Source organism: Pseudomonas izuensis (assembly GCF_009861505.1).
GTDB classification, from domain to species: domain Bacteria; phylum Pseudomonadota; class Gammaproteobacteria; order Pseudomonadales; family Pseudomonadaceae; genus Aquipseudomonas; species Aquipseudomonas izuensis.
Genome location: NZ_WTFT01000035.1, coordinates 78175 through 105112, shown reverse-complemented (window position 1 = coordinate 105112; position 26938 = coordinate 78175). Strand labels below are relative to the sequence as shown.

Sequence of the window (26938 nt, the reverse complement as noted above, 5' to 3'; positions counted from 1 at the left end):
AGCTTGGCTTGCCCGCGATGACGTCAGACGCCACAACACAAATTAACGATCAGACACGCGCCACCTGAACCATCGGCCGCCGCTCCAGATTCAACGCCAACACACTGATCAACACCACCACCGCGCCGACCGCCACCATCATGGTCGGCTGCTCACCCAGCCCCACGGACGCAATCATCATCGCCACCGGCGGCACCAGGTACAGCGTCATCGTCGCCCGGCTCAGGTCCACATGCGCCAGTACATAGGCCCAGGCCAGGTACGCCAGGGCACTGGGGAAAATCCCCAGGGCAACCACCGCGAACTGCACGCGCAATGGGGCATTGACGACTTGATCCACCAGCCCCGGCAGGAAAATCAGTAGCAGCGCCGTCCCGGACCAGACTGTGTAGCACACCAGCGTCAATCCGTCGTAACGCCCGGTGTGATGTTGTTGCAGGGCAAAGTAAAGGCTCCAGGACAGCGCCGCCAACAGGATCAACACGCCATGGGCGTCGATGCTGCCCAGGCCATGATCGCCCGCCACCACAATCACCACGCCGATCAATCCCAGGATCACGCAACCCCAACGCCACAGGCTTACCCGGTCCTTGAACACAAAGCGCGCCAGCAAGGTGCTGAACAGCGGTGTCGACTGCGCCAGCACACTCGACGCACCGGCACTGACACCCTGTTGGCCAAAATTGATCGCCACGTGATGCAGGCTCACCGCGAAGAAACCCAGCGCCATCAGCAGTGGCATGTCGCGAAGGCTGGGCAGGCGAATGCCCCGGATCACCGCGACCACCGCCATGAACAGCGACGCCAGCAAAAAGCGCAACAACGCCAGGTGCACGGGGTCGTAGGCCTGCAAGCCGATATGGATGCCGGTCGGGGAATATCCCCAGCAGACCACGACGAAGGCCATGGCCAGGATGATTTTCAACGGGGAGCTGGAGGAGGGCGTGAGTACATTCATGGTCGTGCACCGAGAGGCAGGTGCAGTGAGTATCAGAACCCCGATCGTTCGCCACAACTGACTTATACTGCGTAAACCGTTCACTTTGAGTGATGTATATGGAGCTGGCACAGATCCGCATGTTCAAGACCGTGGCCGAGGTTGGCAGCATTGCCCGTGCGGCCGAGTTGCTGCATTGCGTCCCATCGAACATCACGGCCCGCATCAAGACGCTGGAAGCGGAGTTGGGGGTCGCGCTGTTTCTGCGTGAGGGGCGCGGTCTGCGCATCAGTCCGTCGGGGCAGACCTTTCTGGCCTATGCCTCGAAGATTCTGGCCCTCACCGCAGAAGCCAGGCGCGCGGTAGATCCGAGTGCCGAACCGTCCGGGCCGTTGCGCATTGGTGCTATCGAGTCTTCGGCCACCGGACGCCTGCCGCGTTTGCTGGCGAAATTCCACAAGCGCTTCCCGGCGGTGGCGCTGGAGCTGACCACCGGCACCTGGGGCCAGTTACTGGATGACACGCTGAGCCATCGGCTCGACGGTGCCATCGTCGCGGTGGATGTCGAACGCTCGCACCTCAAGCGCACGCCGATGTACCGCGAAGACCTGCTGCTGATTGCCTCCACATCACTGGGGCCGGTGCGCGACATGGCGGATCTGCACGACAAAACCGTCTTCATGTGGCCCCAGGGCTGTCCGTATCGGGCGGCGCTGGAGCATTGGCTGTTGCGCCATGGCCAGGCGCTGCCGATTGTTAGCCTGGCCAGTTATGGTGCGATTGTCGGATGTGTCAGCGCCGGGGCCGGCGTGGCACTGGTGCCCAAGGGGGTGTTCGATCAATACGCCAAGGGGGCGGGGTGCGTGGGGTATGAGTTCCCCGAACTGACGGCCATCGACAACCTGTTCTACTGGCATGAAAACGCAGGCGTGCACCCGGCGCGGGAGGCGTTTGTGGCGATGCTGCGTGAAGAGTTCGCCTGAGCACGAAATACCTTGTAGGAGCTGGCTTGCCAGCGAAGAGGGCCTCGAGGCTTGCATCGCCAATGCGGACGCCTTCGCCGGCAAGCCAGCTCCTACAGATCTGCGGGGCGATCACCTGCAGATGTCGCAACGACGACCGGTGCCGATTTCGTCTATACCTGATCTTCAGATCCCCCCTCAAAGGCTGGTTCTGACATGACTTTACCCGCCGCCTCACCCTGGAGCCCGTTGCGTCAGAAAACCTTCCGCTGGCTGTGGCTGGCCAGTGTCGCCTCCAACATCGGCACCTGGATGCACGAGGTGGGGGCCGGCTGGTTGATGACCTCGCTGTCGGCCAGCCCGCTGAACGTGGCGCTGGTGCAAGTGGCAGGTTCCCTGCCGATGTTCTTTCTGGCGCTCCCGGCCGGCGCACTGGCCGACATCGTCGACAAGCGCCGCTACCTGCTTGGCGTGCAACTCTGGATGGCTGCGGTGGCCGCGCTGCTCGCAGCGCTCACCCTGCTCGGGCTGACCACCGTGTGGCTGCTGCTGGCGCTGACGCTGTGCATGGGCATCGGCACTGCGCTGATGATGCCGGCCTGGAGCGCGACCACACCGGAGCTGGTGGGCAAAGACGAGCTTGCGGCGGCCGTGGCGCTGTCCAGCGTCGGCATCAACCTCGCGCGGGCGGTGGGGCCGGCCATTGCCGGGATGCTGGTCAGCCTGGTCGGCCCTTGGCTGACCTTCGCCCTCAACGCCGCCTCGTTCTTCGCCGTGATTGGTGTGCTTGCAGCCTGGAAGCGTGAGACCAGCCCGGCGGTGTTGCCGGCGGAGCGACTGTTCGGCGCTTTGCGCGCCGGCTGGCGCTACAGCCGCAGTTCCCGACCGCTGCAGGCAGTGCTCGTGCGCGCGTTCTCGTTCTTCCTCGGTGCCAGCGCCGGCATGTCGCTGCTGCCGCTGATCGTCCGTGGAGAAATGCACGGCAGCGCCACCGACTTCGGCCTGCTGCTGGGCAGTGTCGGCGTCGGCGCGGTGGTCGGTGCCGCGCTCCTGCCACGCTTGCGCGAGCGGCTGGGCAGTGACCGTCTGGTGGTTGTGTCCAGCGTGCTCTACGCGCTGGTGCTGGTGGCCCTCGCGCTGCTGCGCCAGCTCTACTTTCTGGTCCCGGTGATGCTGCTCAGCGGCGCGGCCTGGATCGCGGTGCTGTCGAGCCTGCAGGTGGCGGCGCAGACCTCGGTGCCGGGCTGGGTGCGGGCGCGGGCGCTGGCCGTCTACATCCTGGTGTTCTTCGGCAGCATGGCCGGCGGCGGAGTCCTTTGGGGTCTGGTGGCCAGCCGCACTTCCATTCCCGTCGCGCTGCTGGGAGCCAGTGTCTTGCTGTTGCTGGGATTGCCCGCCGCCCTGCGCTTTCGCCTGCCGGTTACCGCGGCGGAAGACCTGGCGCCCTCGCTGCACTGGCCGGCACCCATCCTGGCTGAAGGCATGGACCGGGAACGCGGCCCGGTGATGGTCACTCTGGAATACGACATCGAGCCCGCCCAGGCGCCAGACTTCCAGGCCGCCATGGCGCACGTGCATGGTATGCGTCGGCGCAACGGGGCAATTTCCTGGTATCTGGTGCAGGACAGCGAGAATCCGCGTCAGTGGCTGGAGTGTTTCGTCGACGAATCCTGGCTGGAGCATCTGCGCCACCACCAGCGGGTCACGCGTGGTGAGTTGCGTATCGAAGCGGCAGCCCGGCAGTACCAGACCAGCGGAGTGGAGATCCGCATCCGTCACTACCTGCAGGGGGCCGCACACTGAAGACACCTTGCCCCCCGAGGGTTTATTGATCGGGATCTATGCTTGGTGAACATCCCGATGGCACTCGCGCGAGCCATTGCGGCCTAAGCATCAGGACGTACCTTCGCGTCCCGGCGCATTGGCATGGATCGGACATGAACGAAGAGACACCGCAAGACAAATCGCTGATGGTCCTGCTGGGGCTAGTGAGCATCGCGTTCATCTGGATCCTGCTGCCGTTTTACGGTGCGGTGTTCTGGGCGGTCATCCTCGGTATCCTCTTTGCGCCGCTGCAGCGCCGATTGCAATTGAAATTCGGCTGGCAACGCAACATCACGTCGCTGCTCACCTTGAGCATCTGTCTGGTGATTGCGATCTTGCCGGTGATAGTCCTTGGCATCTTTCTGGTCCAGGAGGGGGCGGCGCTTTACAAGGGCATCGAAAGCGGGGAACTGGACATTGCAGGGTACGTGGCGCATTTCAAACACAGCCTGCCGCCGTACTTTCAGCACTTGCTCGATCGGTTCGGGGTCGGCGAGCTGAACGGGTTGCGGGAGAAAATCATCAAGAGTGCGGTGTCGGGCAATGAGTTTGTCGCCACACAGGTCTTCAGTTTCGGTCAGGGCACTTTCGATTTCGTGGTGAGTTTCTTCATCATGCTCTACCTGCTGTTCTTCTTTCTGCGGGACGGCGCCGAGCTGGCGCGTAAAGTCCGCTCCGCCGTACCGTTGCAGGAACACCAGAAACGCCGTTTGCAGCTCAAATTCAATCGCGTGGTGCGGGCCACCGTGAAGGGCAACCTGCTGGTAGCGATCACGCAAGGCGCGTTGGGCGGTTTGATTTTCTGGTTTCTGGACATACCGAGCGTGTTGCTCTGGGCAGTATTGATGGCGTTTCTATCGTTGTTGCCGGCGGTGGGGGCGGGGATTGTCTGGGCGCCGGTGGCGGTGTTTTTCCTGTTCACCGGGGCGATCTGGCAGGGCGTAGTGCTGGGGTTGTTCGGGATTTTCGTGATCGGCCTGGTGGATAACGTATTGCGACCGATCCTGGTGGGCAAGGATACGAAGATGCCGGACTATCTGATCCTTATCTCGACCCTGGGCGGCCTGGCGATCTTTGGCCTCAATGGCTTCGTCATCGGGCCGTTGATTGCGGCCCTGTTCATGTCGAGCTGGGATATTTTCCTCGAAACCAAACCGCGGGTTCAGCTGCCTTAGGCATTGAGTTTGCCCGTCTGGCCCAAGCTGACACGCTGTGACATTGCCTGGGCGGCCGGCAGCGAGGTGAGCGGACCGCTGATCGGCTCGCCATCGAGCACCAGATACCAGCAGGCAAGCAGGCCCGACGCTCTGAGCGGTGCGGGAACGGCGCTGCCGATAACGGACATGATCTGGACTTGAGACATCAAAGGTACCTCCATCAATCTATGGAGCTACCTTACGGGGCTGGCGATTTTTCCGACAATCACCCTTTTCGATAGTGCTCATTGACGCCGTTGAGGCCAAGTGACCATCTGTCGCTCAATCGACCACCTGATCGAGCATATGGACCACTTCCTGCTCGTTGAGCAGGCCTTTGCGCACCAGGTTTTGCGTCAGCAGCGAGAGGAACTTGGCGCTGCGATGACCTTCAAGGTGCCTGAGTTCGGTTAGGGCGTTGTACACCTTGCTGGAGGTGCATAAACCGACGATACGGTGCGGGTTTTGCGTGGGCATGAGGGGCGTCCTTGTTGTTATCAACCTGTTGTTGGCGGACAGGTTCAAGCTTGCGGCTCTGACATGACATAAATATGACGGTTTTCCCCAAAGGGGCGGGGCGAGTCAATCTTGCCCGCTTGAGCAGCCGATAGTGTCCCGATAGCGACACTGACGAGATTTATCCAGACGTGGGCCGACGAACGGCAACCCCTACAGGGGATCAAATCCCGGGCATAAAAAAGCCCCGCGCTTTCGGGCGGGGCCTGATGAACTGTTACCAGCGACCGTAACCGTGGGGATGGCCGTAGTAATAACCACGGGGTGGCCCGTAGTAGACCGGTGCCGGACGGTAGTAGATCGGTTGTTGTACGTACACCGGCGCCGGCTGGTAATAAACCGGAGGAGGCGGTGCGTAGTAGACCGGCGCGGGCTGGGCGTAGACCGGTTGGGCATAGACCGGTTGTGGCGCGACATACACCGGCCGGTTGGCGTTGATCAGGGCCGAGCCGACGATGGCCGTACCGACGATCGCTCCAAATACCGCCGCGTCATTACCACCACCATGGGCTTGCGCCTGCCCCGCGACAGCCAGGGCGCCAATCAGCAAGGCAACTGTGGGGATTTTACGGATCATGATAATTCCTCGGTTCTTCGACCCGGCGCTTGTGTCTGCAATAGACCCAAGGATCGTCGCGGGGATACAACTAAGACAGCGTTTTTTCGAAAATCAGCACAGCCGTTGGGTAAATTTTGTGTAAGGTCTGTACCGGCCTGCTTACGGTTGCGTGAAACCGCGTGCAGGCACGCAACCATGATCGATCAGAACACGATGGCCGGCTAATCCCGTCCATCTGAAAGTGCATTGCAAGGAGATTCGCATGCAGATGAACCCGAACAAAGACACCCAGCTGTGCATGTCCCTCTCCGGACGCCCCGGGAACTTTGGCCTGCGATTTCACAATCATCTGTATGAACAGTTGGGGCTGAATTTCTACTACAAGGCGTTCAGCAGTCAGGACTTGCCGGGTGCGGTGGGCGGCATTCGTGCCTTGGGCATTCGCGGTTGTGGCGTGTCGATGCCGTTCAAGGAAGCCTGCATTGCCCTGGTCGATGAGCTGGACGCCTCGGCCGCCGCCATCCAGTCGATCAACACCATCGTCAATACCAAGGGCCACCTCAAGGCCTACAACACCGATTACATCGCGATTGCCCAGTTGTTGGACACCCACGCAGTGCCCAAGGACACCACGTTTGCCCTGCGCGGCAGCGGTGGCATGGCCAAGGCCGTGGCCAGCGCCTTGCGCGATGGTGGTTACAGGAACGGCCTGATCGTGGCCCGCAACGAGCAGGCCGGCCGCGCCCTGGCCGAATCCCTGGACTACCCGTGGCAAGCTGAGCTGGGCTCGCGACGCCCGCAAATGCTGATCAACGTCACCCCCGTTGGCATGGATGGCGGGCTGGAGGCCGGTCAATTGGCTTTTGATTTAGAGGTTATCAAAGCGGCGGATATTGTCTTCGATGTGGTGGCGATTCCCTCGGAAACGCCGCTGATCGTGCGCGGTCGTGCAGAGGGCAAGCAAGTGATCACCGGACTGGAAGTGATTGCGATCCAGGCGCTGGAGCAGTTTGTGCTTTATACCGGTGTGCGACCGACGCAGGAGCAGTTTCAGAAAGCGGTAGAGTTTGCCCGGGGTTGATCCCAGGTTTGTTTGCCGACTGTACTGGCCTCTTCGCGAGCAGGCGCGCTCCTACATTCCTACCGGTTTCCTCCTGTAGGAGCGAGCCTGCTCGCGAAGGAGGCAACCCGGTCTTGCAAATAAATCTCTACCTATACTGCTGGCCAGCAAGCAAAGACTTGCCCTCCTGTAACCAGCACCGTGACCGAGGTTTCCATGCATCCTGCGATTCTCAACCTGGATCAGGCCGAACTCCTGCCGCTGCCCGAAGCATTTGCTCCCACCGGTGAAGCCGCCGGTCACTATCGACAGCGCCAGGCACGCATTGGCCAGCAATTGGGCGCACAAAAGCTCGGTTATCGTTTGTACGCGCTGGAGCCCGGTATGCGTGGCAGCCCGTTTCACAGCCATCGGGTCAACGAAGAAATGTTCTATATCGTGGCCGGGGAAGGGGAGGTGCGATTGGGGACCGAGCGCTTTGCGATCCGTGCCGGTGACGTGATTGCCTGCCCGGCGGGCGGCCCGGAGTCGGCGCACCAGATCATCAACACCAGCGATGCCGAATTACGTTACCTGGCAGTCAGTACCCAGCATTCACCGGACATCTGTGAATACCCGGACTCCGGAAAGTATGCGGTGATGGATGACTTCAAGGTTGATGCCGAGGGCAACGCCTCGGGATTCGTCGCCGTGGCCCGCCAGGCGGATGGGGTGGATTACTGGGACGGTGAGTGAGAAACACCACAAAGCCCATTGTGGGAGGTGCGGGCTTGCCCGCGAAGGGGCCGGTACATCCAACATCACCGGTGCCTGACACACCGCATTCGCTGGCAAGCCAGCTCCTACGGGGCCTGTGATTGTCAGAAAAACAGGCGAACACCCCAAAACACTGTGGGAGCGGGCTTGCCCGCGAAGGGGCCGGCACAGCCAACATCAACGGTGCCTGACACACCGCTTTCGCTGGCAAGCCAGCTCCCACAGGACTGGTGTTGCTCAGAAAACAGGCGAGCCCCCCAAAACACTGTGGGAGCGGGCTTGCCCGCGAAGGGGCCGGCACAGCCAACATCACCGGTGCCTGACACACCGCTTTCGCTGGCAAGCCAGCTCCTACGGGGCCTGTGTTGGTCAGATAAACAGGCGAACGCCCCAAATCACTGTAGGAGCTGGCTTGCCAGCGATGGGGCCGGCACAGCCAACATCACCGGTGCCTGACACACCGCTTTCGCTGGCAAGCCAGCTCCCACAGGACTGGTGTTGGTCAGAAAACAGGCGAACACCCCAAAACACTGTGGGAGCGGGCTTGCCCGCGAAGGGGCCGGTACAGCCAACATCACCGGTGCCTGACACACCGCATTCGCTGGCAAGCCAGCTTGGTGTTGCTCAGAAAACAGGCGAACACCCCAAAACACTGTGGGAGCGGGCTTGCCCGCGAAGGGGCCGGTACATCCAACATCACCGGTGCCTGACACACCGCTTTCGCTGGCAAGCCAGCTCCCACAGGACTGGTGTTGCTCAGAAAACAGGCGAACACCCCAAAATCACTGTGGGAGCCGGCAAGCCTCGCTCCTACAGAAATTCGTGCAGATTATTCAAGCCGCGCCAACCGCTCTTCCAGTGCCGCAATTCGCGCTTCAAGCTCTTCGATCCGCTCGACCGAAACGCCGCTGCCGCCACTGCGTTCAATCGGGTTCTGTCGCGCGGCGAGGATCGCTTCGATGTCCGCCGGATCGCCCATGGCATGCATGTAGCGGTCTTCCCGCTGCCCGGCCTGGCGCGGGATCAACAGTGCCAGGTCGCGGGCGATCAGGCGCTCCAATTGATGAACGACCTGCTCGGTATCTTCGAAGTCATGCATGCGCCCGCTGCGGGTCAGCAGTTCATTGACGGTTTGCGGGCCGCGCAGGTACAGCAGCCCCATCAGAATCACCTGGGCCGGCACCAGTTCCAGGGCCTTGTCGACCTTGTGTTCCCAGCGATCCGCGCGGCTGCCCATCACCAATTTGGTGAAACCCCGCCCTTCGAGGGCGCGCAGGCTATGGCCGACCTGACCCTGGGTCAGGTTCATCACCGGTTCGCGGCTGGTTTTCTGATTGCAGGCAATCACCAGGGCATTGAGGGTCAGGGGATAGGTTTCCGGGCTGGTGGCCTGCTTCTCGATCAGCGAACCCAGGATGCGGATTTCCGTGCTGTTGAGGCGCGGTTCGTCAAAAGTTGTCGCTTGCTCGGTGCTCATGGTTCTGCATCCTTACCCGGTTCATGTATTCTTTGCGTCAATGCACTTTAGATGGGCGTGCGTCGATGGCAACACAAATCGTTGTTTCATCCGGGCGGAAACACGAAACCTGAATGAAATGTTAACGGCATTTTTACAATCTGCCGGGCACCGTATGCGTCGCTGCGCACGGCAGTCTGGCATGATTGGGTGCCGCGTGCTGTTGCGCATCGACAACGTCATCGATTTTTCAAGAGATATGGAGCCAAGCATGAGATTGACGTTGTTTTTCACCCGGCACAACGTGTTGACCGACGGGTCATGACCATTCTGGTCACCGGCGTCGCCGGTTTCATAGGCTTTCATACCGCCCGGCGCTTGTGCCTGGACGGTCATGAGGTGGTCGGTATCGACAACCTCAACGATTACTATGACGTCACGCTCAAGCAGGCGCGACTCAAGGAACTGGAAGCCTTGCCGGGCTTCAGTTTCCGGAAAATGGACATCGTCGATAAACCGGCGTTGCTGGCCTTGTTCGAAGAGCAGCGGTTTACCGAAGTGGTGCACCTGGCCGCCCAGGCCGGCGTGCGTTACTCGCTGGACAACCCGGATGTCTACACTCAATCCAACCTGGTGGGCTTCGTCAATGTACTGGAAGCCTGCCGGCACCATCGTCCGGAGCATTTGATCTACGCCTCGAGCAGCTCGGTGTACGGCAGCAACAGCAAGCTGCCGTTCAGCGTCGAAGACGCCGTCGATCACCCGGTTTCGTTGTACGCGGCCAGCAAGCGCGCCAATGAACTGCTGGCCGACAGTTATTGCCATCTGTATGGCATCAAGTCCAGTGGTCTGCGCTTCTTTACCGTGTACGGGCCCTGGGGCCGGCCTGACATGGCGCTGTTCAAGTTCACCAAGGCCATCCTTAAAGACCAGCCCATCGATGTCTACAATCAGGGCGAGATGGCGCGGGACTTCACCTACATCGACGACATCGTCGAAAGCATCGCCCGTCTGCGTACCCGTCCGCCGGTGCCGTCCGCACCGGACAAGGGCGTCAATCGCCTGTTCAACATCGGTCGCGGCCAGCCCGTGGCGCTGCTGGATTTCATTGAATGCCTGGAATTGGCATTGGACACACCGGCCAAGCGCAATTACATGCCGCTGCAGGCCGGGGATGTAGTCAAGACCTGGGCCGATATCTCGGCCCTGACAGAGTGGATCGATTTCAGTCCGCAGGTGGCCGTAGCCACCGGCGTGAAGGAGTTTGTGAAGTGGTATCGGCAGTTTTATCAGATATGAAGCGTTCACCTCTGATAACAGAAAATGAAAAAAAAGAGGGGACTCTATGAGCCAGGACATTTTTGTATCGGTATTGATTCCAGCCAAGAACGAAGCGAACAACCTCAAGCCCTTGCTTGAGGAAGTTCGCGCGGCCCTGGCTGATGAATCCTATGAAATCATCGTGGTCGACGATGGCAGCACCGACGCCACCTTGCACGAGTTGCGGCAGCTCAAGCACGACGGGCTGAGTACCCTGCGCATCCTGCGACACGAGCAGTCGCTGGGGCAAAGCACGTCGCTGTACCACGCGGCCCAAGAGGCTCGTGGGCAATGGCTGGCCACGCTCGATGGCGACGGCCAGAACGACCCGGCGGACATCCCCGGCATGCTGGCGCTGGTGCAGGGCAAGCAGGGCATGGTCGATGTACAGCTGGTTGCCGGGCATCGGGTCAACCGCCGCGATACCGCAAGCAAGCGCTGGGCCTCGCGTTTTGCCAACAACCTGCGTCGCCGCCTGCTCAAGGACTCCACCCCGGACACTGGCTGCGGATTGAAGCTGATCGAACGGGCGGCGTTTCTGCGCCTGCCGTATTTCGACCATATGCACCGCTACATTCCGGCACTGATCCAGCGCCACAATGGCCGAATGATCGTCCATCCGGTCAACCACCGGCCACGCACGGCCGGGGTGTCCAAGTACGGCAACATTGACCGCGCCCTGGTGGGCATTCTCGACCTGATCGGCGTCTGGTGGCTGATCAAGCGCACGCGCCTGAATACCACTGCCCAAGAGATCGAAGGATGATGACCATGACCCGTGAAACCCTGTGGCTGGTCATCGGCTTCGTTGGCCAGATCGCGTTCACCGGCCGTTTTGTCTTGCAGTGGCTGTACAGCGAATACAAAAAGCGCAGCGTGATTCCCACCAGCTTCTGGTACTTGAGCATCGTCGGCAGCACCTTGCTGCTGGCGTATGCCATCTACCGGCAGGACCCGGTGTTCATTGCCGGTCAGGCCTTTGGTTCGATCGTGTACCTGCGCAACCTGCAATTGATTGCCAAAAGTAAACATCTCAAGGAATAAGTCATGCGCCGATCGTTATCGCCCAGGATCGAATGCCTGGGCCTGATGCTGCTCGCCTTGCTGTTGGTCGGCGCCGGCCTGGGGCTGCGTCAGGCGCAGAACGTCGATGAGGAACGTTTCCTCGGCGTGGCCCTGGAAATGCTGCACCACGGCTCCTGGCTGATTCCGCACCGTGCCGGTGAGATCTACGGCGACAAGCCGCCGATCTTCATGTGGACCGTGGCGTTTTTCGCCTGGCTGACCGGCAAGCCCAATCTGGCCCTTTATATTCCGGGGTTGCTTTCGGCGGTGTCGGTCACGGCGATGGTCTACGACCTGGGTCGCCGGTTGTGGAACCAGCGCATCGGACGCAACGCCGCGCTGTTGTTCCTGGCCACCTATCAGACCTACAGCATCCTGCGCACCGGTCAGATCGACAGCTTCCTGGTGCTGTTCACCACGCTGGGCCTGTACGGTCTGGCGCGTCACTTGTTGCTCGGCCCCGCGTGGCGCTGGTTCTACATAGGCTGCGCGGCCATGGGCATCGGTGTGATCACTAAAGGCGTGGGCTTTTTGCCGGCGCTGCTGCTGATTCCGTATGGCTATGCGGTGCGCAAGCGCTGGAACGGCGTGGTGGCGATGCCGGGCGAGGGGCGCAAGTGGCTGCTGGGGTTGCTGGTGATGCTGGCGGCAATTGCTGTCTGGTTGCTGCCGCTGGCCTTGACGATCGTGTTCAATGGCACGGCTGACGAAGTCGCCTACGCCCGGGAAATCCTCCTGCGCCAGACGGCCGGGCGCTATGCCGCCTCGTGGGATCACCGCGAACCGTTCTGGTACTTCTTCACCAACGTCATCCCGCAATACTGGCTGCCGCTGGTCCTGGCGCTGCCTTGGCTGGTACCGGCCTGGCGCCGGCAACTGCAAAAGCGCGATGGCCGCGTGCTGGTGCTGCTCGGTTGGGTCGCGCTGGTGGTGCTGTTCTTCTGCATCAGTGCCGGCAAGCGCAAGTTGTACATCTACCCGGCGCTGCCGGGGCTGGTGCTGGCGGCCGCGCCGCTGATGCCGTGGCTGCTGGGCCGCTGGTTCAAGCAACGCCCACGCTTGCGCCGGGTATTCCCGGTACTGGTCGCGTGTTGGTTCGCGCTGTGGTTCGCCCGTGGTTTCATCGAACCGATCAAGGAAGGCGACAATCCCCACGAAGCAATCATGGCGCAGGCCAATACCATGACGCACGGCGCCGACCTGGTGCTGGTCAACTGGCGTGAGGGGCACTGGCTGTTGGCCCGTCAGCCGATCGTGCATTTCGGCATGGCTGATTCGACGGTCGAGCAAGCGGCGAAATGGCTGCGCGAGAATCCCAAGGCCTATGCCTTGGTCCCGGACGAGCTGCTGGGCAAGTGTTTCAAACCCGAGGCCGCCCATGAATTGGGCGAAACATCCCGTGCCGAATGGTCGATCGTCGGTGCCGATGCCGATAACGGCCAATGCCATCCGGGTCAGCCTGGACATGTGTATCGTTTTAGCTGGGATTGAGAGCGCCCATGAGTAAAGCAAGGACAGCAGGATTACTCGAGTTGTACGTCGTCGGTGAGCCCGATCCGTTCTACGGGCTCACCCAAACGAGAAATTCTCAGGTATCGCGTGGGGAGAAATCCTGATGAGGTTGATCCTGAGTCATTTGTCATTGCGCACTGTCGCCTTGCTCGCCGCCGCAGCCATTGCGTTGCTGTTTTTCTGGGGACTGGGCAGTGTGCCATTCCTCAGTGTCAACGAGGCCCGCAGAGCCGTCACCGTACGGGAAATGCGTGAGGCGGGGAGCTGGCTGCTGCCCTACATGAACGGCGACTTGTACCTGTCCAAGCCGCCGTTTTTCTATTGGGCGGGCCTGGTTTCAACAGCGGTGCTGGGCAGTTTGTCCGAATGGAGCGTTCGCTTGCCGTCGGCGCTGGCTGCGACGCTGTGCTGCATCGGCACCTATCTGTACGGCGTCAGGCAGGCCGGACGCCAGACCGGGTTGTTCGCGGTGGTGTTTCTGGCCGCGAACGGGGCCTTCAGCCTGTTCGCCCGTCGCTCGGAAATCGAGATGCTGTTGACCTTGCTGTGTTTCGGCGCGTTGTTGGCGGCCTGGCACTTCATTTTCCAACAGGGCCGGGCCGTTTGGAGCCGACTCAGCTACGTGCTTTTAGGCTGTGCACTGCTGACCAAGGGACCCGTCTGCCTGCTGTGGGTGACAGCGCCGATCCTGGCTTACGCGCTGATCTATCGCGATGCCCGAGCCAAGGCCTATCTGTGCGACGGCTGGGGCTGGCTGATTGCCCTGGTGCTGGGCGGCTCCTGGTATGTGGCAGTGTCCATGAACCAGGGTTGGGGCATCTGGGCATCGATCGTCAACGAAGACATCGTGAAGAAAATCGATGGTCAAGGCGCCGAGGCCTGGTACGCCTATCTGTTGTACCTGGCCGGTGATTTCTTTCCGTTCTGGCTGATTGTGTTTGTGCAGCCTCGGCGCTTCTGGGCAATGATCCGCGCGCGCCGCGAGGCCGCCATGCTGCTGTGTTGCAGCCTGCTGCCGCTGCTGATTTTTTCCTGTTTCACCGAAAAGCACGGCAAGTATCTGTTGCCGATTTACCCTTCCATGGCATTGCTGCTGGCGATGCACTGGGCTGCGGTGTTCGACACCGCGAAGGGGCGCTGGCGGGCATGCCTGGCCACTGTTCCTTACGTGATGCTGGCCGGGTTTGTGGTGTTTTACATGTTCGTCGAAGCGCGGGTGTTGTCGCATCGGGTCGGTGGCCTTGAGCAGGTCGCCACGCTGGCCGCCGGGCAACCGGGCCAGAAAGCCTACAGCGTCGGTGAGCCGGATATCCGTCTGGTCTACTACATGGGCCGGCCGGTTGCACCGCTGACAGTTGCGCAGTTGCAAGGCGCCAACCGTCCAGTAGGGCTGCTGTTCGCCCAGGAGCCCCTTGAGCCGGAACTGCAGGGCCTGGCAGCGTGCAAAGTCGGGGAAGTCGAACCCTATTTGAAACCGGACCACGCAGCGCTGCTCGTCCACCTCGCAGCCGATTGCCGCTGATCGGCTCCCTTCGCAAAACAATCACCGCGACATCGCCCGTTCGGACTAGGCAGGGCTAACGATTCTGCCGCGTTCGACGGACGCCAAACTCGAAGCTCAAAGGGGTGTTGCGCCATGCGCGCCCCGCTTAACGAGCAGAAGGCGCCGCGATGGAGTTTGCATTCAGCGACGAACAGGAAATGATCCGCGCATCGGCCGAGAGTTTTCTCGCCGATGTGTCGGACTCTGCCGCCGTGCGAGCGGCAATGGTCAGCGAGCGAGGTTTCGACGAGGCTCTCTGGCAGCGGCTGTGCCGCGAGATGTACTGGCCGGCGATCCATATTCCGGAAGCGTACGGCGGGCTTGGCCTGGGCTTCGTCGAACTGGCGATTTTGCTGGAGCAAATGGGCCGTCGCCTGCTGTGTTCACCGTTTTTCGCCACCGCCTGCATGGCCACGCCTGCGTTGTTGCTGGCGGCCAACGAGGAGCAGAAGCAACGCTGGTTGCCGTCGATCGCCGACGGCAGCCTCACCGCGACCCTGGCGTTCAGCAGCGCGAATGGCTGGTCGGCGCAGGATATCCAGTCAACCGTGGTTGCCGAGGGCGACGGGTTTGTACTCGACGGTACCCTCAAGCATGTCCTCGACGGCCATGGCGCCGACCTCCTGATCGTTGCCGCGCGAACGCCCGGAACGGCCGGCGAGTCGGGTATCAGCCTGTTCGCCGTGGACGCGAAGCGCGCCGGGATCGAGCGGCAGATGTTGCCGACCATGGACCAGACCCGGCGCCAGGCCCGGATCCAGCTCAAGAACCTGTATCTCGACGCCGACTGCCTGCTTGGCGAGTTCGGCGCGGGCTGGCCTGCGCTGGAGAAAACCCTGCAATTGGCCTGCATCGGCCTGGCCGCCGAACAGACGGGTGGTGCCCAGCAGGTGCTCGACCTGAGCGTTGCCTACATGCAGGAGCGCCAGCAGTTCGGCCGTCCCATTGCCAGTTTCCAGGCCCTCAAACACCGTGCCGCCGACATGATGCTGCAAGTCGAATGCGCCCGTTCGGCCAGTTATTACGCGGCATGCGTGGCCCAGGAAGTCCTCGATCCGTCAGGCGACCCGCAGGTAGCCGCCGAACTTGCGCTGGCGGCGGCGCTGGCCAAGGCACAGTGCTCTGAAACCTGTTTCCAGTGCGCAGCCGAATCGATCCAGTTGCACGGCGGCGTCGGTTTCACCTGGGAATACGACCCGCACCTCTATTTCAAGCGCGCCCGTGCCAGCGAGAGCTTTCTCGGGCGACCGGCCTGGCATCGCGAGCGGATTGCCACAGTGATTCTCGGGGAGCAGCCATGAAAATCAGTTTCAGTGAGCAGGACGAGGGTTTCCGTCGGGAAGTGGCCGACTGGTTGGACGCCAACCTTTGCGGTGAATTCGAGCCCCTGCGCTTTCGCGGCGGGCCGGGCGATGAGCACATGTTCCCCGAGGAGCGCAAAGCCTGGGAGCGCAAACTGGCCCAAGGTGGCTGGACGTGTGTCGGCTGGGCGCCGGAACACGGCGGGCGCGGCCTGTCGATCAGTCAGCAAGTGATTTTCCACGAAGAGTACGCCCGCGCCGGCGGTCCCGGACGCATGGGCCATATCGGCGAAGGCTTGGCTGGGCCGACCATCGCCGCGTTTGGCACTGCCGAGCAACATCGGCGTTTTCTGCCGGGCATCGTCAGCGGCACCGAGTTCTGGTGCCAGGGCTATTCCGAGCCGGGCGCCGGGTCGGATCTGGCCAACGTCAAGACCCGCGCGGCGCTGGACGAAGCCGGTGGCAGTTGGGTGATCAACGGGCAAAAGGTCTGGACCTCGCTGGCCCATGAATCGGACTGGTGCTTCGTGATCGCCCGTACCGAGCCCGGCAGCGTCGGCCATCGCGGCTTGTCGTTCCTGCTGGTGCCGATGGATCAGGCAGGAATCACCGTACGGCCGATCGAGCAATTGACCGGCACTTCGGAATTCAACGAAGTGTTCTTCGACGACGCCCGCACCGACGCCGCCAACCTCATTGGCGCGCCGGGGGAGGGCTGGAAGATTGCGATGGCGCTGCTCGGGTTCGAGCGTGGTGTCTCGACGCTTGGCCAGCAGATGCAGTTCCAGAACGAGCTCAACGAAATCATCGCCATCGCCAAGGCCAACGGTGCCGCGCGCGATCCAGTGATGCGCCAGCGCCTGGCCGACGCCTGGAGCGGGTTGCGGATCATGCGCTACAACTCGCTGCGCATGCTTTCCGGTGCCCAGGACGGATCGCTGCGCAAGGAGGCGACCATCTACAAGCTGTTCTGGTCGACCTGGCACGCCAGCCTCGGCAAGTTGGCGATGGACGTGCTCGGCGCCGAAGCCGAATTGCTCGAAGCCGCGCCGTATCAGCTCACCCGCTTGCAGTCGCTGTACCTGTTCAGTCGCGCCGACACCCTCTACGGCGGCAGCAACGAAATCCAGCGCAACATCATCGCCGAGCGCGCCTTGGGAATGCCCAAGGAACCGCGTCCGCGCACCTGATCAAGGAGTTTTGCATGTCTGTTCCTCACTATGTTGCAGGTCACGGCCTGCTGCGCGGCAAGTCGGTATTGATCACCGCGGCGGCGGGCGCCGGCATCGGTTTTTCCGCCGCCGTGCGTGCGGCCGAGGAAGGTTGCCGCGCCTTGATGATCAGCGATATCCATGAAGGCCGGCTGGCCGAAGCGGTGTCGAAGATCCGCGAAACCACGGGTCTTGAACAGGTCTTCGGCCAGGTGTGCAACGTCGCCGATGAAGCGCAGGTGCAACAGCTGATCGCCTCTGCCGAACGTGATTTGCAGGGCGTCGACGTGTTGATCAACAACGCCGGTCTTGGCGGCTCGCGGCTGCTGGTGGAAATGTCCGACGAGGAGTGGAACCGGGTCCTCGATGTGACGCTGACCGGCACCATGCGCATGACCCGCGCCATGTTGCCGAAGATGATCGCGCGGCGGGCCGGGGTCATCGTCAATAACGCTTCGGTGCTGGGCTGGCGGGCGCAGAAAGAACAGGCGCATTACGCCGCTGCCAAGGCCGGGGTCATGGCGTTGACCCGTTGCGCGGCGGTGGAGGCCGCTGAACATGGCATCCGCATCAACGCGGTCAGCCCGAGCATTGCCCTGCACGATTTCCTGCGCAAATCCGCGCCCCAGGCGGTGCTCGATCAGCTCGCCGCCAACGAAGCCTTCGGCCGCGCCGCCGAGGTCTGGGAAGTGGCCAACGTGATGATGTTCCTGGCCAGCGATTACAGCTCCTACATGACCGGCGAAGTGTTGTCGGTGTCCAGCCAGAGGGCTTGAACATGCCACGTATATTCGACACGCCCCTGGCCTTGTCCGACGCCGTGGGCGAGACACTGGGCGTCAGTGACTGGCTGCTGCTGGAGCAGGACCGCATCGACCTGTTCGCCGAGGCTACGGGCGATCACCAATGGATTCACGTCGATCCGGTCAAGGCTGCCAGTGGACCCTTTGGCACCTGCATTGCCCACGGCTACCTGAGCCTGTCCCTGGTCAATCTGTTTCTGCCGCAGATCGTCGAGGTGCGCGGCCTGGCCATGGGCGTCAATTACGGCTGCGAGCGAGTGCGTTTTCCCGCCGTGGTCCGCGTCGGCTCGCGGGTGCGGGGCAGCGCGCAATTGGTCGCGGTCGAGGCAGTGAAGGGCGGCGTTCAGGCGACCATCCGCGTCAGCGTCGAGATCGAGGGCGAGGAACGCCCCGGTTGTGTGGTCGACACCATCAGCCGCTATTACCCCGCCTGAGTCAGTCAGCAGTATTTCCGAGGAATTGAGCATGAAAGAAGCCGTCATCGTTTCGACCGCCCGCACGCCCATCGGCAAGGCTTTTCGCGGCGCGTTCAACGACACCGAAGCGCCGCAACTGGGTGGCCACGTGGTGCGCGAAGCCGTTCGCCGCGCCGGTATCGAGCCGGGGGAAGTCGACGACGTGATCATCGGCGCCGCCGCGCAGCAGGGCACGCAGTCCTACAATCTTGGGCGCCTGTGCGCGATTGCCGGCGGCTTGCCGGCTTCCGTCGCCGGGATGGCGGTCGAGCGCCAATGCTCGTCGGGATTGATGAGCATTGCCATGGCCGCCAAAGGCATCATGTGCGACGAAATCGATATCGCCGTGGCCGGTGGCCTGGAGTCGATTTCCCTGGTGCAGAACAAACACAAGAACCTGTATCGCAACCAATCGGGCGCGGTGATCGAGCTTGATCAGCACGCTTATATACCGATGATCGAAACCGCCGAGATCGTCTCCGCGCGCTACGGCATTTCCCGTGAAGAACAGGACGAATACAGCTACCAGAGCCAGATGCGCACCGCCCTGGCCCAGAGTGCCGGACGCTTTGACCGTGAACTGGCACCGCTGGCCAGCCGCAAGGCCATCGTCGACAAGGCCACGGGCGAAACTCGCTTTGAAACCGTGACCTTGCTGCGCGACGAGTGCAACCGCATCGACACCACCCGCGAAAGCCTGAATGCGCTGGAGCCGGTATGGCCGGGCGGTCAATGGAGCGACAAGGGCCGCTTCATCACCGCCGGCAACGCCTCGCAACTGTCCGACGGCGCTTCGGCCTCGGTGTTGATGAGCGCGAAAATGGCGGAAAAACGTGGCCTGGAACCGCTGGGGATTTATCGCGGCATGGCCGTTGCGGGCTGCAATTCGGACGAGATGGGCATTGGCCCGATCTACGCGATTCCGAAGCTGCTCAAGCGCCATGGCCTGACCATGGACCATATCGGCCTTTGGGAGCTGAACGAGGCATTCGCCTGCCAGGTGCTGTACTGCCGCGACACCCTGGGCATTCCCGCCGACCGCTTGAACGTCAACGGCGGGGCGATTTCCATTGGGCATCCTTTCGGCATGTCCGGTGCGCGGATGGTCGGGCATGCATTGGTGGAGGGCCAGCGCCGCGGTTTGCGCTATGTGGTGGTGAGCATGTGCATCGGTGGCGGCATGGGCGCTGCTGCATTGTTCGAGGTGGTCTGAATGATCGGTGCACAACAGATTCAGGCGACCATGGCACGCTATGTGGAATTGGTGGATGCCGGTGATATCGACGAAATCATTGCGCTCTACAGCCAGGACGCGGTGGTTGAAGACCCTGTGGGTCAAACCCCGTTGCGGGGCATCGTCGCCATTGAACGCTTCTACCGTGAAGGGCTGGGCACCAGCAAGGTATCGGCGACCCTGACGGGGCCGGTGCGTGCAACCCTCAACGGTTGCGGTGCGATGCCGTTTCGGGTCGACATGGAGTGGGCAGGGCAGCCGTGTTCGCTGCACGTGATCGACGTGATGGAGTTCGATGCCGACGGCAAGATCCGCTCGATGAAGGCCTATTGGAGCGAGATCAACCTCTGTGGGAGCGAGCCTGCTCGCGAAGAGGCCGGCACATCCAACATCAATGTCGCCTGACACGCCGCCTTCGCGAGCAAGCCCGCTCCCACAAGGTTAACCATCGACTCCAATTTCCATGGTCGACGCAAATCAACTGTAGGAGCAAAGCTTGCTCGCGAAGGGGCCGGCACATCCAACATCAATGCCGCCTGACAAGTCGCCATCGCGGGCAAGCCTTGCTCCCACAAGGTTAACCATCGACTCCAATTTCCATGGTCGACGCAAATCCACTGTGGGAGCAAAGCTTGCTCGCGAAGAGGTCGGCACATCCAACATCAATGCCGCCTGACAAGTCGCCATCGCGGGCAAGCCTTGCTCCCACAAGGTTAAGCCTCGATTCCAGTTTCAATGGTCGACGCAAATCCACTGTGGGAGCAAAGCTTGCTCGCGAAGAGGTCGGCACATCCAACATCAATGCCGCCTGACAAACCGCCATCGCGGGCAAGCCTTGCTCCCACAGGGAAAGTGGTGTTTACCGGGCAGAGTTCAACGTACGTCCTTGGGTCAGATCGGCATTCTGGGTTTTGCCGGTTTCGTAATAGGCCTTGAGGTTTAGGGCGATCTCGCGCACCACCTTGTTGAACGCCTTGCCCAGCAACCCCTCCACCAGCTTGCCACCGCGCAGGCTGTAGCTCATCCGGGTGGTGATGCGCGTGGCGTCGCCCTCGGCTTGCAGGGTGTAGCTGAAGCTGGCCTCGCGAAAGGGGAAGGGGGCGCCGCCACTGGCCTTGTGCAGGATCAACACAAAACCGACGCCTTCCTGCCATTGCACCACGGTTTCATCCAGCCATTGCCCACCCTTGCGAAACACCCGGCGGCTGGCGCCCTGGCCCTCACGGGCGCCTGGGTGAAACTGGCAACCGGTCAAGCCCGGTACGTAGTGCGGGGCGAGGCTCAGGTCGCGCAATTTCGCCCACGCGGCTGGCAGGCTGAGGTCGAGCAGGACGCTGTGGCTGGCAATCGCAGACATGGTGCAACTCCTGTTTTTCAATGGGATTGGGCCGCGTCGAGAAACGCAGGTCGTTCACCGCCGCCGTGCACCGCAACATCCGCGCCGCTGACATAACGCGCCAGCGGTGAGGCCAGGTACAGACAGGCATCGCCGATATCTTCAGGATTTGCCAGGCGCTGCAACGGAATGGTCGCTGCCACCCGGGCGATTCCGGCGTCGTCGCCATAGTGCATCGCTGCTTGCTCGGTGAGTATCAACCCGGCCGTCACCGCGTTGATCCGCACCTTGGGCGCCCACTCCACGGCCAGCGAGGTGGTCAGGTTGAGCAACCCGGCCTTGGCCGCGCCGTAGGCGGCGGTGCCCGGAGAAGGGCGGGTGGCGCTGACGCTGCAGATATTGATGATCGCGCCACCCTCGGCCTGCGCCTGCATCACCCGGTTGGCCTGCTGACACAGATTCAGCGGCGCCAGCAGGTTCAGGCGGATGATCGATTCGCTGAATCGCGGCGAAGCACTGGCGGCCTCGGCATTCGGCGAGCCGCCGGCGTTGTTGACCAGCACATCGAGGCGACCGAAGCGCTCGACAATTCGCTCGATCAACTGCCCCGATTGCTCGACATCCCGTAGATCGCAAGGCACAAACAGCGCCTCACGCCCGCCACGGGCTGGCAAGGTCTGCGGAGCTTCGCGACCGCAGATCACGACCTCGGCGCCACAGTCCAGAAAGCGCTGGCTGATGCCGCGACCGACCCCTTTGCCACCGCCGGTAATGAGTACCACTTTGCCGCGAAAGTCCATCGGATCAAGCATGGGAAGGCCTCGTTTAATCGCTGGGAAATGCAGTCGATGCTAGGTCCGCATTGGCCAAAAGCCTACGTCCGATGAGACTAGGGATTTTGGCCACCCACCACACACTGTAGGAGCGAGCCTGCTCGCGATGGCGGAGTGTCAGGCGCCGTTGATGTTGAATGTGCCGGCCCTATCGCGAGCAGGCTCGCTCCTACAGTGTTTTTGATCGTTTGCAGATTTTGCGTACACCCTTAGAGGAGTGGGCGTAGTCCTGTCGGACGATGTTGACTGCCCGGCCCCTCGGAATAATCCGATGACAACAACAGGCCGGGAGGACACCTTATGGGCGCTTCAGCGCAAGGGCACTTCGTTACGCTGCCGGAAGGTTTGCAGCTGCACTATCTGGATACCGGTGGAGCCGGCGAGCCGGTGATTTTCATCCATGGCAGCGGACCGGGCGCCAGCGGTCACAGCAACTTCAAACAGAATTACCCGGTGTTCGCCGACGCGGGCTACCGCGTCATCGTCCCCGACCTGCCGGGCTACGGCGCTTCGGACAAACCCGACAGCCTCTACACCCTCGATTTCTTCGTCACCGCCCTGAGCGGTCTGCTCGACGCCCTGGATATCCAGCGATGCGTGCTGGTCGGCAACTCCCTGGGCGGCGCCATCGCAATCAAACTGGCCCTCGACCAGCCGCACCGGGTCAGCCGCCTGGTGCTGATGGCCCCCGGCGGCCTGATGGAAAAAGAGCAGTACTACCTGCAAATGGAGGGCATCCAGAAAATGGGCGCGGCCTTCGCCAAGGGTGAGCTGAATGACGCGGCGGGCATGCGTCGTTTGCTGGCGCTGCAACTATTCGACGACACCCTGATCAGCGACGAGACGGTCAACGAGCGAGTGGCCGTGGTGCAGCAGCAACCGGTCTGCGTGCTGTCGACCATGCAGGTACCGAACATGACCGCGCGCCTGGGCGAATTGCAGTGCCCGATCCTCGGCTTCTGGGGCATGAACGACAAATTCTGCCCGGTGTCGGGCGCACACACCATGATGCAGCACTGCCGCAATATTCAATTCGTGCTGCTTAGCGAATGCGGACATTGGGTCCAGGTCGAGCACCGTGAACGGTTCAATCGCCAGTGCCTCGCATTCCTTGGGGAGGCCCGCCGATGAGCGTGCAATTGCGCCGTGAGTTCGGCGAAGAGCTGTATCAGGCGCTGCTGAGCGGCCGCACGCTGGCGCCGCTGACCGAGCGCTGGCCGGCGATCAGCATCGAAGACGCCTACCATATTTCCCTCTACAGCATCGAACGGCGAGTGGCGGCCGGGGATGAGATCGTCGGCAAGAAAATCGGCGTGACCTCGGCGGCGGTGCAGCAGATGCTCAATGTGCATCAGCCGGATTTCGGTTTCATCACCCGGCAAATGTCCTTCGCCGATGACGCCCGGATTTCCCTGTCCGCCAACAAACTGATCCAGCCCCGGGCCGAAGGTGAGATTGCCTTCAAACTCAAGCGCGATCTGGTCGGCCCCGGCATCACCGAAGCCGACGTGCTGGACGCTACCGAGTACGTGATGCCGTGTTTCGAGATTGTCGATTCGCGGATCCACGACTGGCGCATCCGCATCCAGGACACCGTTGCCGACAACGCGTCCTGCGGGGTGTTCGTGCTGGGCGACAGCCAGGTCGACCCGCGCGAGCTGGACCTGCCCAACCTGCGCATGCGCGTGTCGAAAAATGGTGCCCCGCTCAGCGAAGGCCTCGGCTCGGCGGTGCAGGGCAATCCGCTGACCGCCGTGGCCTGGCTGGCCAACACCCTGGGCGCCTTCGGCATCCCGTTCAAAGCGGGGGAAATCATTCTCTCGGGCTCGCTGGTGCCGCTGGAACCGGCCCGTGCCGGCGACAGTTTCTCATTGACCATCGATGGCCTGGGCAGTGCCCGGGTGTCTTTCTGCGCCTGACCTGTGGGGTTTTAACCGGATGAGCAAGAAACTCAGAGCGGCCATTATCGGCCCCGGCAACATCGGCACCGACTTGCTGATGAAAATGTATCGATCCGAGTGGATCGAACCGGTGTGGATGGTTGGCGTCGACCCGCAATCCGAAGGGCTAAAACGCGCCCGGGAAATGGGGGTGAAGACCACCGCCGAGGGTGTTGACGGCTTGCTGCCCCACGTTCTTGACGACGATATTCGCATCGCCTTCGATGCCACCTCGGCCTACGCCCATGCCGAAAACAGCCGCAAGCTCAACGAACTGGGCGTGATCATGATCGATCTCACGCCGGCGGCCATCGGTCCGTTCTGCGTACCGCCGGTCAACCTCAAGGAGCACGCGGCAACGCTGGCGATGAACGTCAACATGGTCACCTGCGGTGGCCAGGCGACCATCCCGATGGTGGCGGCGGTGTCGCGGGTGCAATCGGTGAGTTATGGCGAGATTGTCGCCACCGTATCCTCCGGTTCGGTGGGCCCCGGCACGCGGCAGAACATCGACGAATTCACCCGCACCACGGCCGGTGCGGTGGAACGGATCGGCGGTGCCCGGCGTGGCAAGGCCATCATCGTGATCAACCCGGCCGAGCCGCCGCTGATGATGCGCGACACCATCCACTGCCTGACCGATGACGAGCCGAACCAGGATGCGATCCGCACCTCGGTGCTGGAAATGGTTCGTGAAGTGCAGCGCTATGTGCCCGGCTACAAGCTGATCAACGGGCCGGTGTTCGACGGGCGCAAGGTGTCGATCTTCATCGAGGTCGAGGGCCTGGGCGACTTCCTGCCCAAATCCGCCGGCAACCTCGACATCATGACTGCCGCCGGTTTGCGCACCGCCGAGATGTTCGCCGAAGAAGCCCACAAGGGCGCCCTGCAACTGCCCGTTCGCTGAGTGGAGATGAGCATGAATTTACAAGGTAAAAGCGTCCGTCTGCACGACATGAGCCTGCGCGACGGCATGCACGCCAAGCAGCATCAGATCAGCCTGGAACAGATGATCAGTGTCGCCACTGGCCTGGATGCGGCCGGTGTGCCGCTGATCGAAATCACCCATGGCGATGGCTTGGGCGGCGCGTCGCTGAACTACGGTTTTCCGGCCCACAGCGATGAGGAATATTTCGCGGCGGTGATCCCGTTGATGAAGCAGGCCAAGGTATCGGCGTTGTTGCTGCCGGGGATCGGCACCCTCGATCACCTGAAGATGGCCCATGAACACGGGGTGTCGACGATTCGCGTGGCGACCCATTGCACCGAGGCGGACGTGTCCGGCCAGCACATCGGTATGGCGGCGAAGATGGGCCTAGACACCGTCGGCTTCCTGATGATGGCGCACATGGTCAGCGCCGAAAAACTGCTGGAGCAGGCGCGGCTGATGGAGAGCTACGGCGCCAATTGCATCTACTGCACCGACTCGGCCGGCTACATGCTGCCCGACGAAGTGACGCAAAAGATCGGCACCTTGCGCGCCGGGCTGAATGCCGGGACCGAAGTCGGTTTCCACGGCCACCACAACATGGGCATGGCGATTGCCAACTCGCTGGCGGCGATCGAAGCGGGTGCTGCGCGAATCGACGGTTCGGTCGCGGGGCTCGGCGCCGGGGCGGGCAATACGCCGCTGGAAGTGTTTGTGGCGGTGCTGGAGCGGATGGGGGTCAACAGTGGCGTCGATTTGTACCGGATCATGGACGTTGCCGAGGACCTGGTGGTGCCGATGATGGACCAACCGATCCGCCTCGATCGCGATGCGCTGACGCTGGGGTATGCGGGGGTCTACAGTTCATTCCTGCTGTTTGCCAAGCGTGCCGAGCAGAAGTACGGCATTGCGGCGCGTGAGTTGCTGGTGGAATTGGGGCGACGCGGTACGGTGGGCGGTCAGGAAGACATGATCGAAGACCTGGCGCTGACCCTGTCGCGGTCACGGGGTGTGTTGCCGACCTGATCCTTGAAACAACTGAAAACCACCGGTCTTGCTTGCAGGGCCGGTGTTTTTTTTATGGGAGCAGATTGCGCACCAGCGGCGGATAACAGTTGAAGGCCGCACTCGAACAGCTGAAATACGCTGTGGTCGGGCGGTAGGCTTCATTCTTGAAGAGCTGGCACAGGCTGGCGCTGCTGCCGGCGCAAACGAGGATGAACAGGGCACAAGTGGCTTTTCGCATGGCGAGCCTCGACGCGGATTTTATTGTTGTAGAGGCACGTTATGGCGACTGGCGGCGCGAGGCTTCGTCCGAATGGACTACCCGATCAATTTGAACCCACCCTCAATCCCCTGTGGGAGCAAGGCTTGCCCGCGATGGCGGCGTGTCAGGCAGCAGTGATGTTGAAGGTGCCGGCCTCTTCGCGAGCAGGCTCGCTCCCACAGTGATGTGGTGGTGTACATAGAGTTTGCTGACAAACACCAGTCCTTTGTGGGAGCGAGCCAGCTCGCGAAGGTGGTGTGTCAGGCGACAGTGATGTTGAAGGTGCCGGCCTCATCGCGGGCAAGCCTTGCTCCCACAGGGTTTGTGGTGTGTCAGGTACGACGGGCGAGGGCGGACGTGGCCATGAACAGGGCGGCGATGGCACGGGCTTCATTGAGTTCGCCTCGGGCTACCAGTTCGGGGATCTGTGCCAGTGGCACCCGCAGGCATTCCAGGGGTTCGGGTTCGTCACCGGTCAGTTGGCAGGGGCTCAGTTGTTCGGCCAGTACCACTCGGTAGCGGTGACACAGGTGGCCCGGCGCCAATGTCAGCTCGCCCAGTTCACTAAGGCGTGCAGCACGCATTCCGACTTCCTCGCAAAGTTCGCGCTGCGCCGCCTGCAGGTAGTCTTCATCGGGCTCTGCGCCGCCCTTGGGCAGGCCGAGCACGGTCTTCTCGACGCCCACCGCATACTCCCGAACCAGCAACACATGCAGCGGATCAGGCATCGCCACCACCATCACCGAGCGATAACCCGTACCGCGCAAGCGTTCATAGACCCGTTGCTGGCCATTGCTGAATTGCAAGTGCAAGGCTTCGATCTGAAAGTAGCCGCTTTCAGCCAGCAGTTCGGTCTTGAGGATGGTCGGACAATTGCGCATGGTCAGGCCCCTGGTTGGGATAGACACACTGTGCGCCCTGCCT

General features: G+C 61.9%; 29 protein-coding genes. 20 read left to right on the top strand and 9 right to left on the bottom strand.

Annotated features, from left to right (window positions below):
- Positions 1-49: 49 nt before the first annotated feature.
- Positions 50-958: a DMT family transporter gene (locus tag GPL81_RS24620; RefSeq protein WP_160108823.1), complete on the bottom strand. Its 909-nt coding sequence runs from the start codon at positions 956-958 to the stop codon at positions 50-52.
- Positions 959-1056: 98 nt separating this feature from the next.
- Between GPL81_RS24620 and GPL81_RS24615 the strand changes: the two genes are divergently transcribed.
- The 3 genes from GPL81_RS24615 (at position 1057) to GPL81_RS24605 (ending at position 4898) form a co-directional block, all read left to right on the top strand.
- Positions 1057-1920: a LysR family transcriptional regulator gene (locus GPL81_RS24615; protein ID WP_160108822.1), complete on the top strand. Its 864-nt coding sequence runs from the start codon at positions 1057-1059 to the stop codon at positions 1918-1920.
- Positions 1921-2115: 195 nt separating this feature from the next.
- The gene (locus tag GPL81_RS24610; protein WP_160108821.1) at positions 2116-3702 is read left to right on the top strand and encodes an MFS transporter; all 1587 of its coding nucleotides are present in this window, start codon (positions 2116-2118) and stop codon (positions 3700-3702) included.
- A gap of 134 nt (positions 3703-3836) precedes the next feature.
- Positions 3837-4898 (top strand): AI-2E family transporter, encoded by a 1062-nt coding sequence (locus tag GPL81_RS24605; protein WP_160108820.1) that lies wholly within the window; start codon positions 3837-3839, stop codon positions 4896-4898.
- Here GPL81_RS24605 and GPL81_RS24600 read toward each other — a convergent pair.
- From GPL81_RS24600 to GPL81_RS24590, 3 genes are all read right to left on the bottom strand, one after another.
- A complete protein-coding gene (locus GPL81_RS24600; RefSeq protein WP_096509974.1) occupies positions 4895-5086 on the bottom strand; it encodes a hypothetical protein in 192 nt (63 codons plus the stop codon). The two genes, GPL81_RS24605 and GPL81_RS24600, sit on opposite strands and share 4 nt — an antisense overlap.
- A gap of 115 nt (positions 5087-5201) precedes the next feature.
- Entirely contained in the window at positions 5202-5396 is a 195-nt protein-coding gene (locus GPL81_RS24595; protein WP_096509975.1) for a hypothetical protein, read from the bottom strand.
- A gap of 256 nt (positions 5397-5652) precedes the next feature.
- Entirely contained in the window at positions 5653-6012 is a 360-nt protein-coding gene (locus GPL81_RS24590; protein WP_160108819.1) for a hypothetical protein, read from the bottom strand.
- A gap of 244 nt (positions 6013-6256) precedes the next feature.
- Between GPL81_RS24590 and GPL81_RS24585 the strand changes: the two genes are divergently transcribed.
- Both GPL81_RS24585 and GPL81_RS24580 read left to right on the top strand, forming a co-directional pair.
- A complete protein-coding gene (locus tag GPL81_RS24585; protein ID WP_160108818.1) occupies positions 6257-7075 on the top strand; it encodes a shikimate 5-dehydrogenase in 819 nt (272 codons plus the stop codon).
- Positions 7076-7270: 195 nt separating this feature from the next.
- Entirely contained in the window at positions 7271-7789 is a 519-nt protein-coding gene (locus GPL81_RS24580) for a cupin domain-containing protein (RefSeq protein ID WP_160108817.1), read from the top strand.
- Positions 7790-8639: 850 nt separating this feature from the next.
- Here the strand turns inward: GPL81_RS24580 and GPL81_RS24575 are convergent.
- Positions 8640-9287, bottom strand: coding sequence for a YceH family protein (locus GPL81_RS24575; protein WP_160108816.1), 648 nt, complete (start codon positions 9285-9287; stop codon positions 8640-8642).
- 300 nt (positions 9288-9587) lie between these two features.
- On the opposite strand from GPL81_RS24575, the gene GPL81_RS24570 reads away from it, so the two are divergent.
- From GPL81_RS24570 to GPL81_RS24520, 11 genes are all read left to right on the top strand, one after another.
- Positions 9588-10565, top strand: a complete 978-nt coding sequence (locus GPL81_RS24570; protein ID WP_160108815.1) for an NAD-dependent epimerase/dehydratase family protein — start codon at positions 9588-9590, stop codon at positions 10563-10565.
- Between the two features lie 46 nt (positions 10566-10611).
- Positions 10612-11352 (top strand): glycosyltransferase family 2 protein, encoded by a 741-nt coding sequence (locus GPL81_RS24565; protein ID WP_121103183.1) that lies wholly within the window; start codon positions 10612-10614, stop codon positions 11350-11352.
- The gene (locus tag GPL81_RS24560) at positions 11352-11630 is read left to right on the top strand and encodes a lipid-A-disaccharide synthase N-terminal domain-containing protein (RefSeq protein ID WP_096515267.1); all 279 of its coding nucleotides are present in this window, start codon (positions 11352-11354) and stop codon (positions 11628-11630) included. Before GPL81_RS24565 ends, GPL81_RS24560 begins: the two co-directional genes overlap by 1 nt.
- A gap of 3 nt (positions 11631-11633) precedes the next feature.
- Entirely contained in the window at positions 11634-13142 is a 1509-nt protein-coding gene (locus tag GPL81_RS24555; protein WP_160108814.1) for an ArnT family glycosyltransferase, read from the top strand.
- 124 nt (positions 13143-13266) lie between these two features.
- A complete protein-coding gene (locus GPL81_RS24550; RefSeq protein WP_160108813.1) occupies positions 13267-14685 on the top strand; it encodes an ArnT family glycosyltransferase in 1419 nt (472 codons plus the stop codon).
- Between the two features lie 149 nt (positions 14686-14834).
- Positions 14835-16007, top strand: coding sequence for an acyl-CoA dehydrogenase family protein (locus tag GPL81_RS24545; protein WP_160108812.1), 1173 nt, complete (start codon positions 14835-14837; stop codon positions 16005-16007).
- Positions 16004-17197 (top strand): acyl-CoA dehydrogenase family protein, encoded by a 1194-nt coding sequence (locus tag GPL81_RS24540; RefSeq protein WP_160108811.1) that lies wholly within the window; start codon positions 16004-16006, stop codon positions 17195-17197. The genes GPL81_RS24545 and GPL81_RS24540 overlap by 4 nt, the downstream gene beginning before the upstream one ends.
- Positions 17198-17211: 14 nt before the next feature.
- Entirely contained in the window at positions 17212-17994 is a 783-nt protein-coding gene (locus GPL81_RS24535; protein ID WP_160108810.1) for an SDR family oxidoreductase, read from the top strand.
- A 2-nt stretch (positions 17995-17996) separates the two neighbouring features.
- Positions 17997-18455, top strand: a complete 459-nt coding sequence (locus GPL81_RS24530) for a MaoC family dehydratase (RefSeq protein ID WP_160108809.1) — start codon at positions 17997-17999, stop codon at positions 18453-18455.
- A 31-nt stretch (positions 18456-18486) separates the two neighbouring features.
- On the top strand, positions 18487-19689 hold the full coding sequence (locus GPL81_RS24525; RefSeq protein WP_160108808.1) for an acetyl-CoA C-acyltransferase: 1203 nt from the start codon (positions 18487-18489) through the stop codon (positions 19687-19689).
- The gene (locus tag GPL81_RS24520) at positions 19690-20115 is read left to right on the top strand and encodes a steroid Delta-isomerase (protein ID WP_160108807.1); all 426 of its coding nucleotides are present in this window, start codon (positions 19690-19692) and stop codon (positions 20113-20115) included.
- 454 nt (positions 20116-20569) lie between these two features.
- Here GPL81_RS24520 and GPL81_RS24515 read toward each other — a convergent pair whose 3' ends face one another.
- Both GPL81_RS24515 and GPL81_RS24510 read right to left on the bottom strand, forming a co-directional pair.
- Positions 20570-21067, bottom strand: coding sequence for an SRPBCC family protein (locus GPL81_RS24515; RefSeq protein ID WP_160108806.1), 498 nt, complete (start codon positions 21065-21067; stop codon positions 20570-20572).
- A 17-nt stretch (positions 21068-21084) separates the two neighbouring features.
- On the bottom strand, positions 21085-21858 hold the full coding sequence (locus GPL81_RS24510; RefSeq protein WP_160108805.1) for an SDR family oxidoreductase: 774 nt from the start codon (positions 21856-21858) through the stop codon (positions 21085-21087).
- A gap of 321 nt (positions 21859-22179) precedes the next feature.
- Here GPL81_RS24510 and GPL81_RS24505 point away from each other — a divergent pair, with 321 nt between their 5' ends.
- Genes GPL81_RS24505 through dmpG form a run of 4 tightly spaced genes read left to right on the top strand, consistent with a single transcriptional unit; the run spans position 22180 to position 25773 of the window.
- Positions 22180-23010, top strand: coding sequence for an alpha/beta fold hydrolase (locus GPL81_RS24505; RefSeq protein ID WP_160108804.1), 831 nt, complete (start codon positions 22180-22182; stop codon positions 23008-23010).
- Entirely contained in the window at positions 23007-23798 is a 792-nt protein-coding gene (locus GPL81_RS24500) for a fumarylacetoacetate hydrolase family protein (protein ID WP_160108803.1), read from the top strand. Before GPL81_RS24505 ends, GPL81_RS24500 begins: the two co-directional genes overlap by 4 nt.
- 19 nt (positions 23799-23817) lie before the next feature.
- Positions 23818-24726: an acetaldehyde dehydrogenase (acetylating) gene (locus GPL81_RS24495; RefSeq protein WP_160108802.1), complete on the top strand. Its 909-nt coding sequence runs from the start codon at positions 23818-23820 to the stop codon at positions 24724-24726.
- Positions 24727-24738: 12 nt separating this feature from the next.
- Positions 24739-25773: a 4-hydroxy-2-oxovalerate aldolase gene (gene dmpG / locus GPL81_RS24490; RefSeq protein WP_160108801.1), complete on the top strand. Its 1035-nt coding sequence runs from the start codon at positions 24739-24741 to the stop codon at positions 25771-25773.
- A 52-nt stretch (positions 25774-25825) separates the two neighbouring features.
- Here the strand turns inward: dmpG and GPL81_RS31155 are convergent, their stop codons facing one another.
- Positions 25826-25993, bottom strand: coding sequence for a hypothetical protein (locus GPL81_RS31155; RefSeq protein ID WP_178122628.1), 168 nt, complete (start codon positions 25991-25993; stop codon positions 25826-25828).
- Positions 25994-26346: 353 nt separating this feature from the next.
- Entirely contained in the window at positions 26347-26895 is a 549-nt protein-coding gene (gene nudE / locus GPL81_RS24485) for an ADP compounds hydrolase NudE (protein WP_160108800.1), read from the bottom strand.
- Positions 26896-26938: the final 43 nt, after the last annotated feature.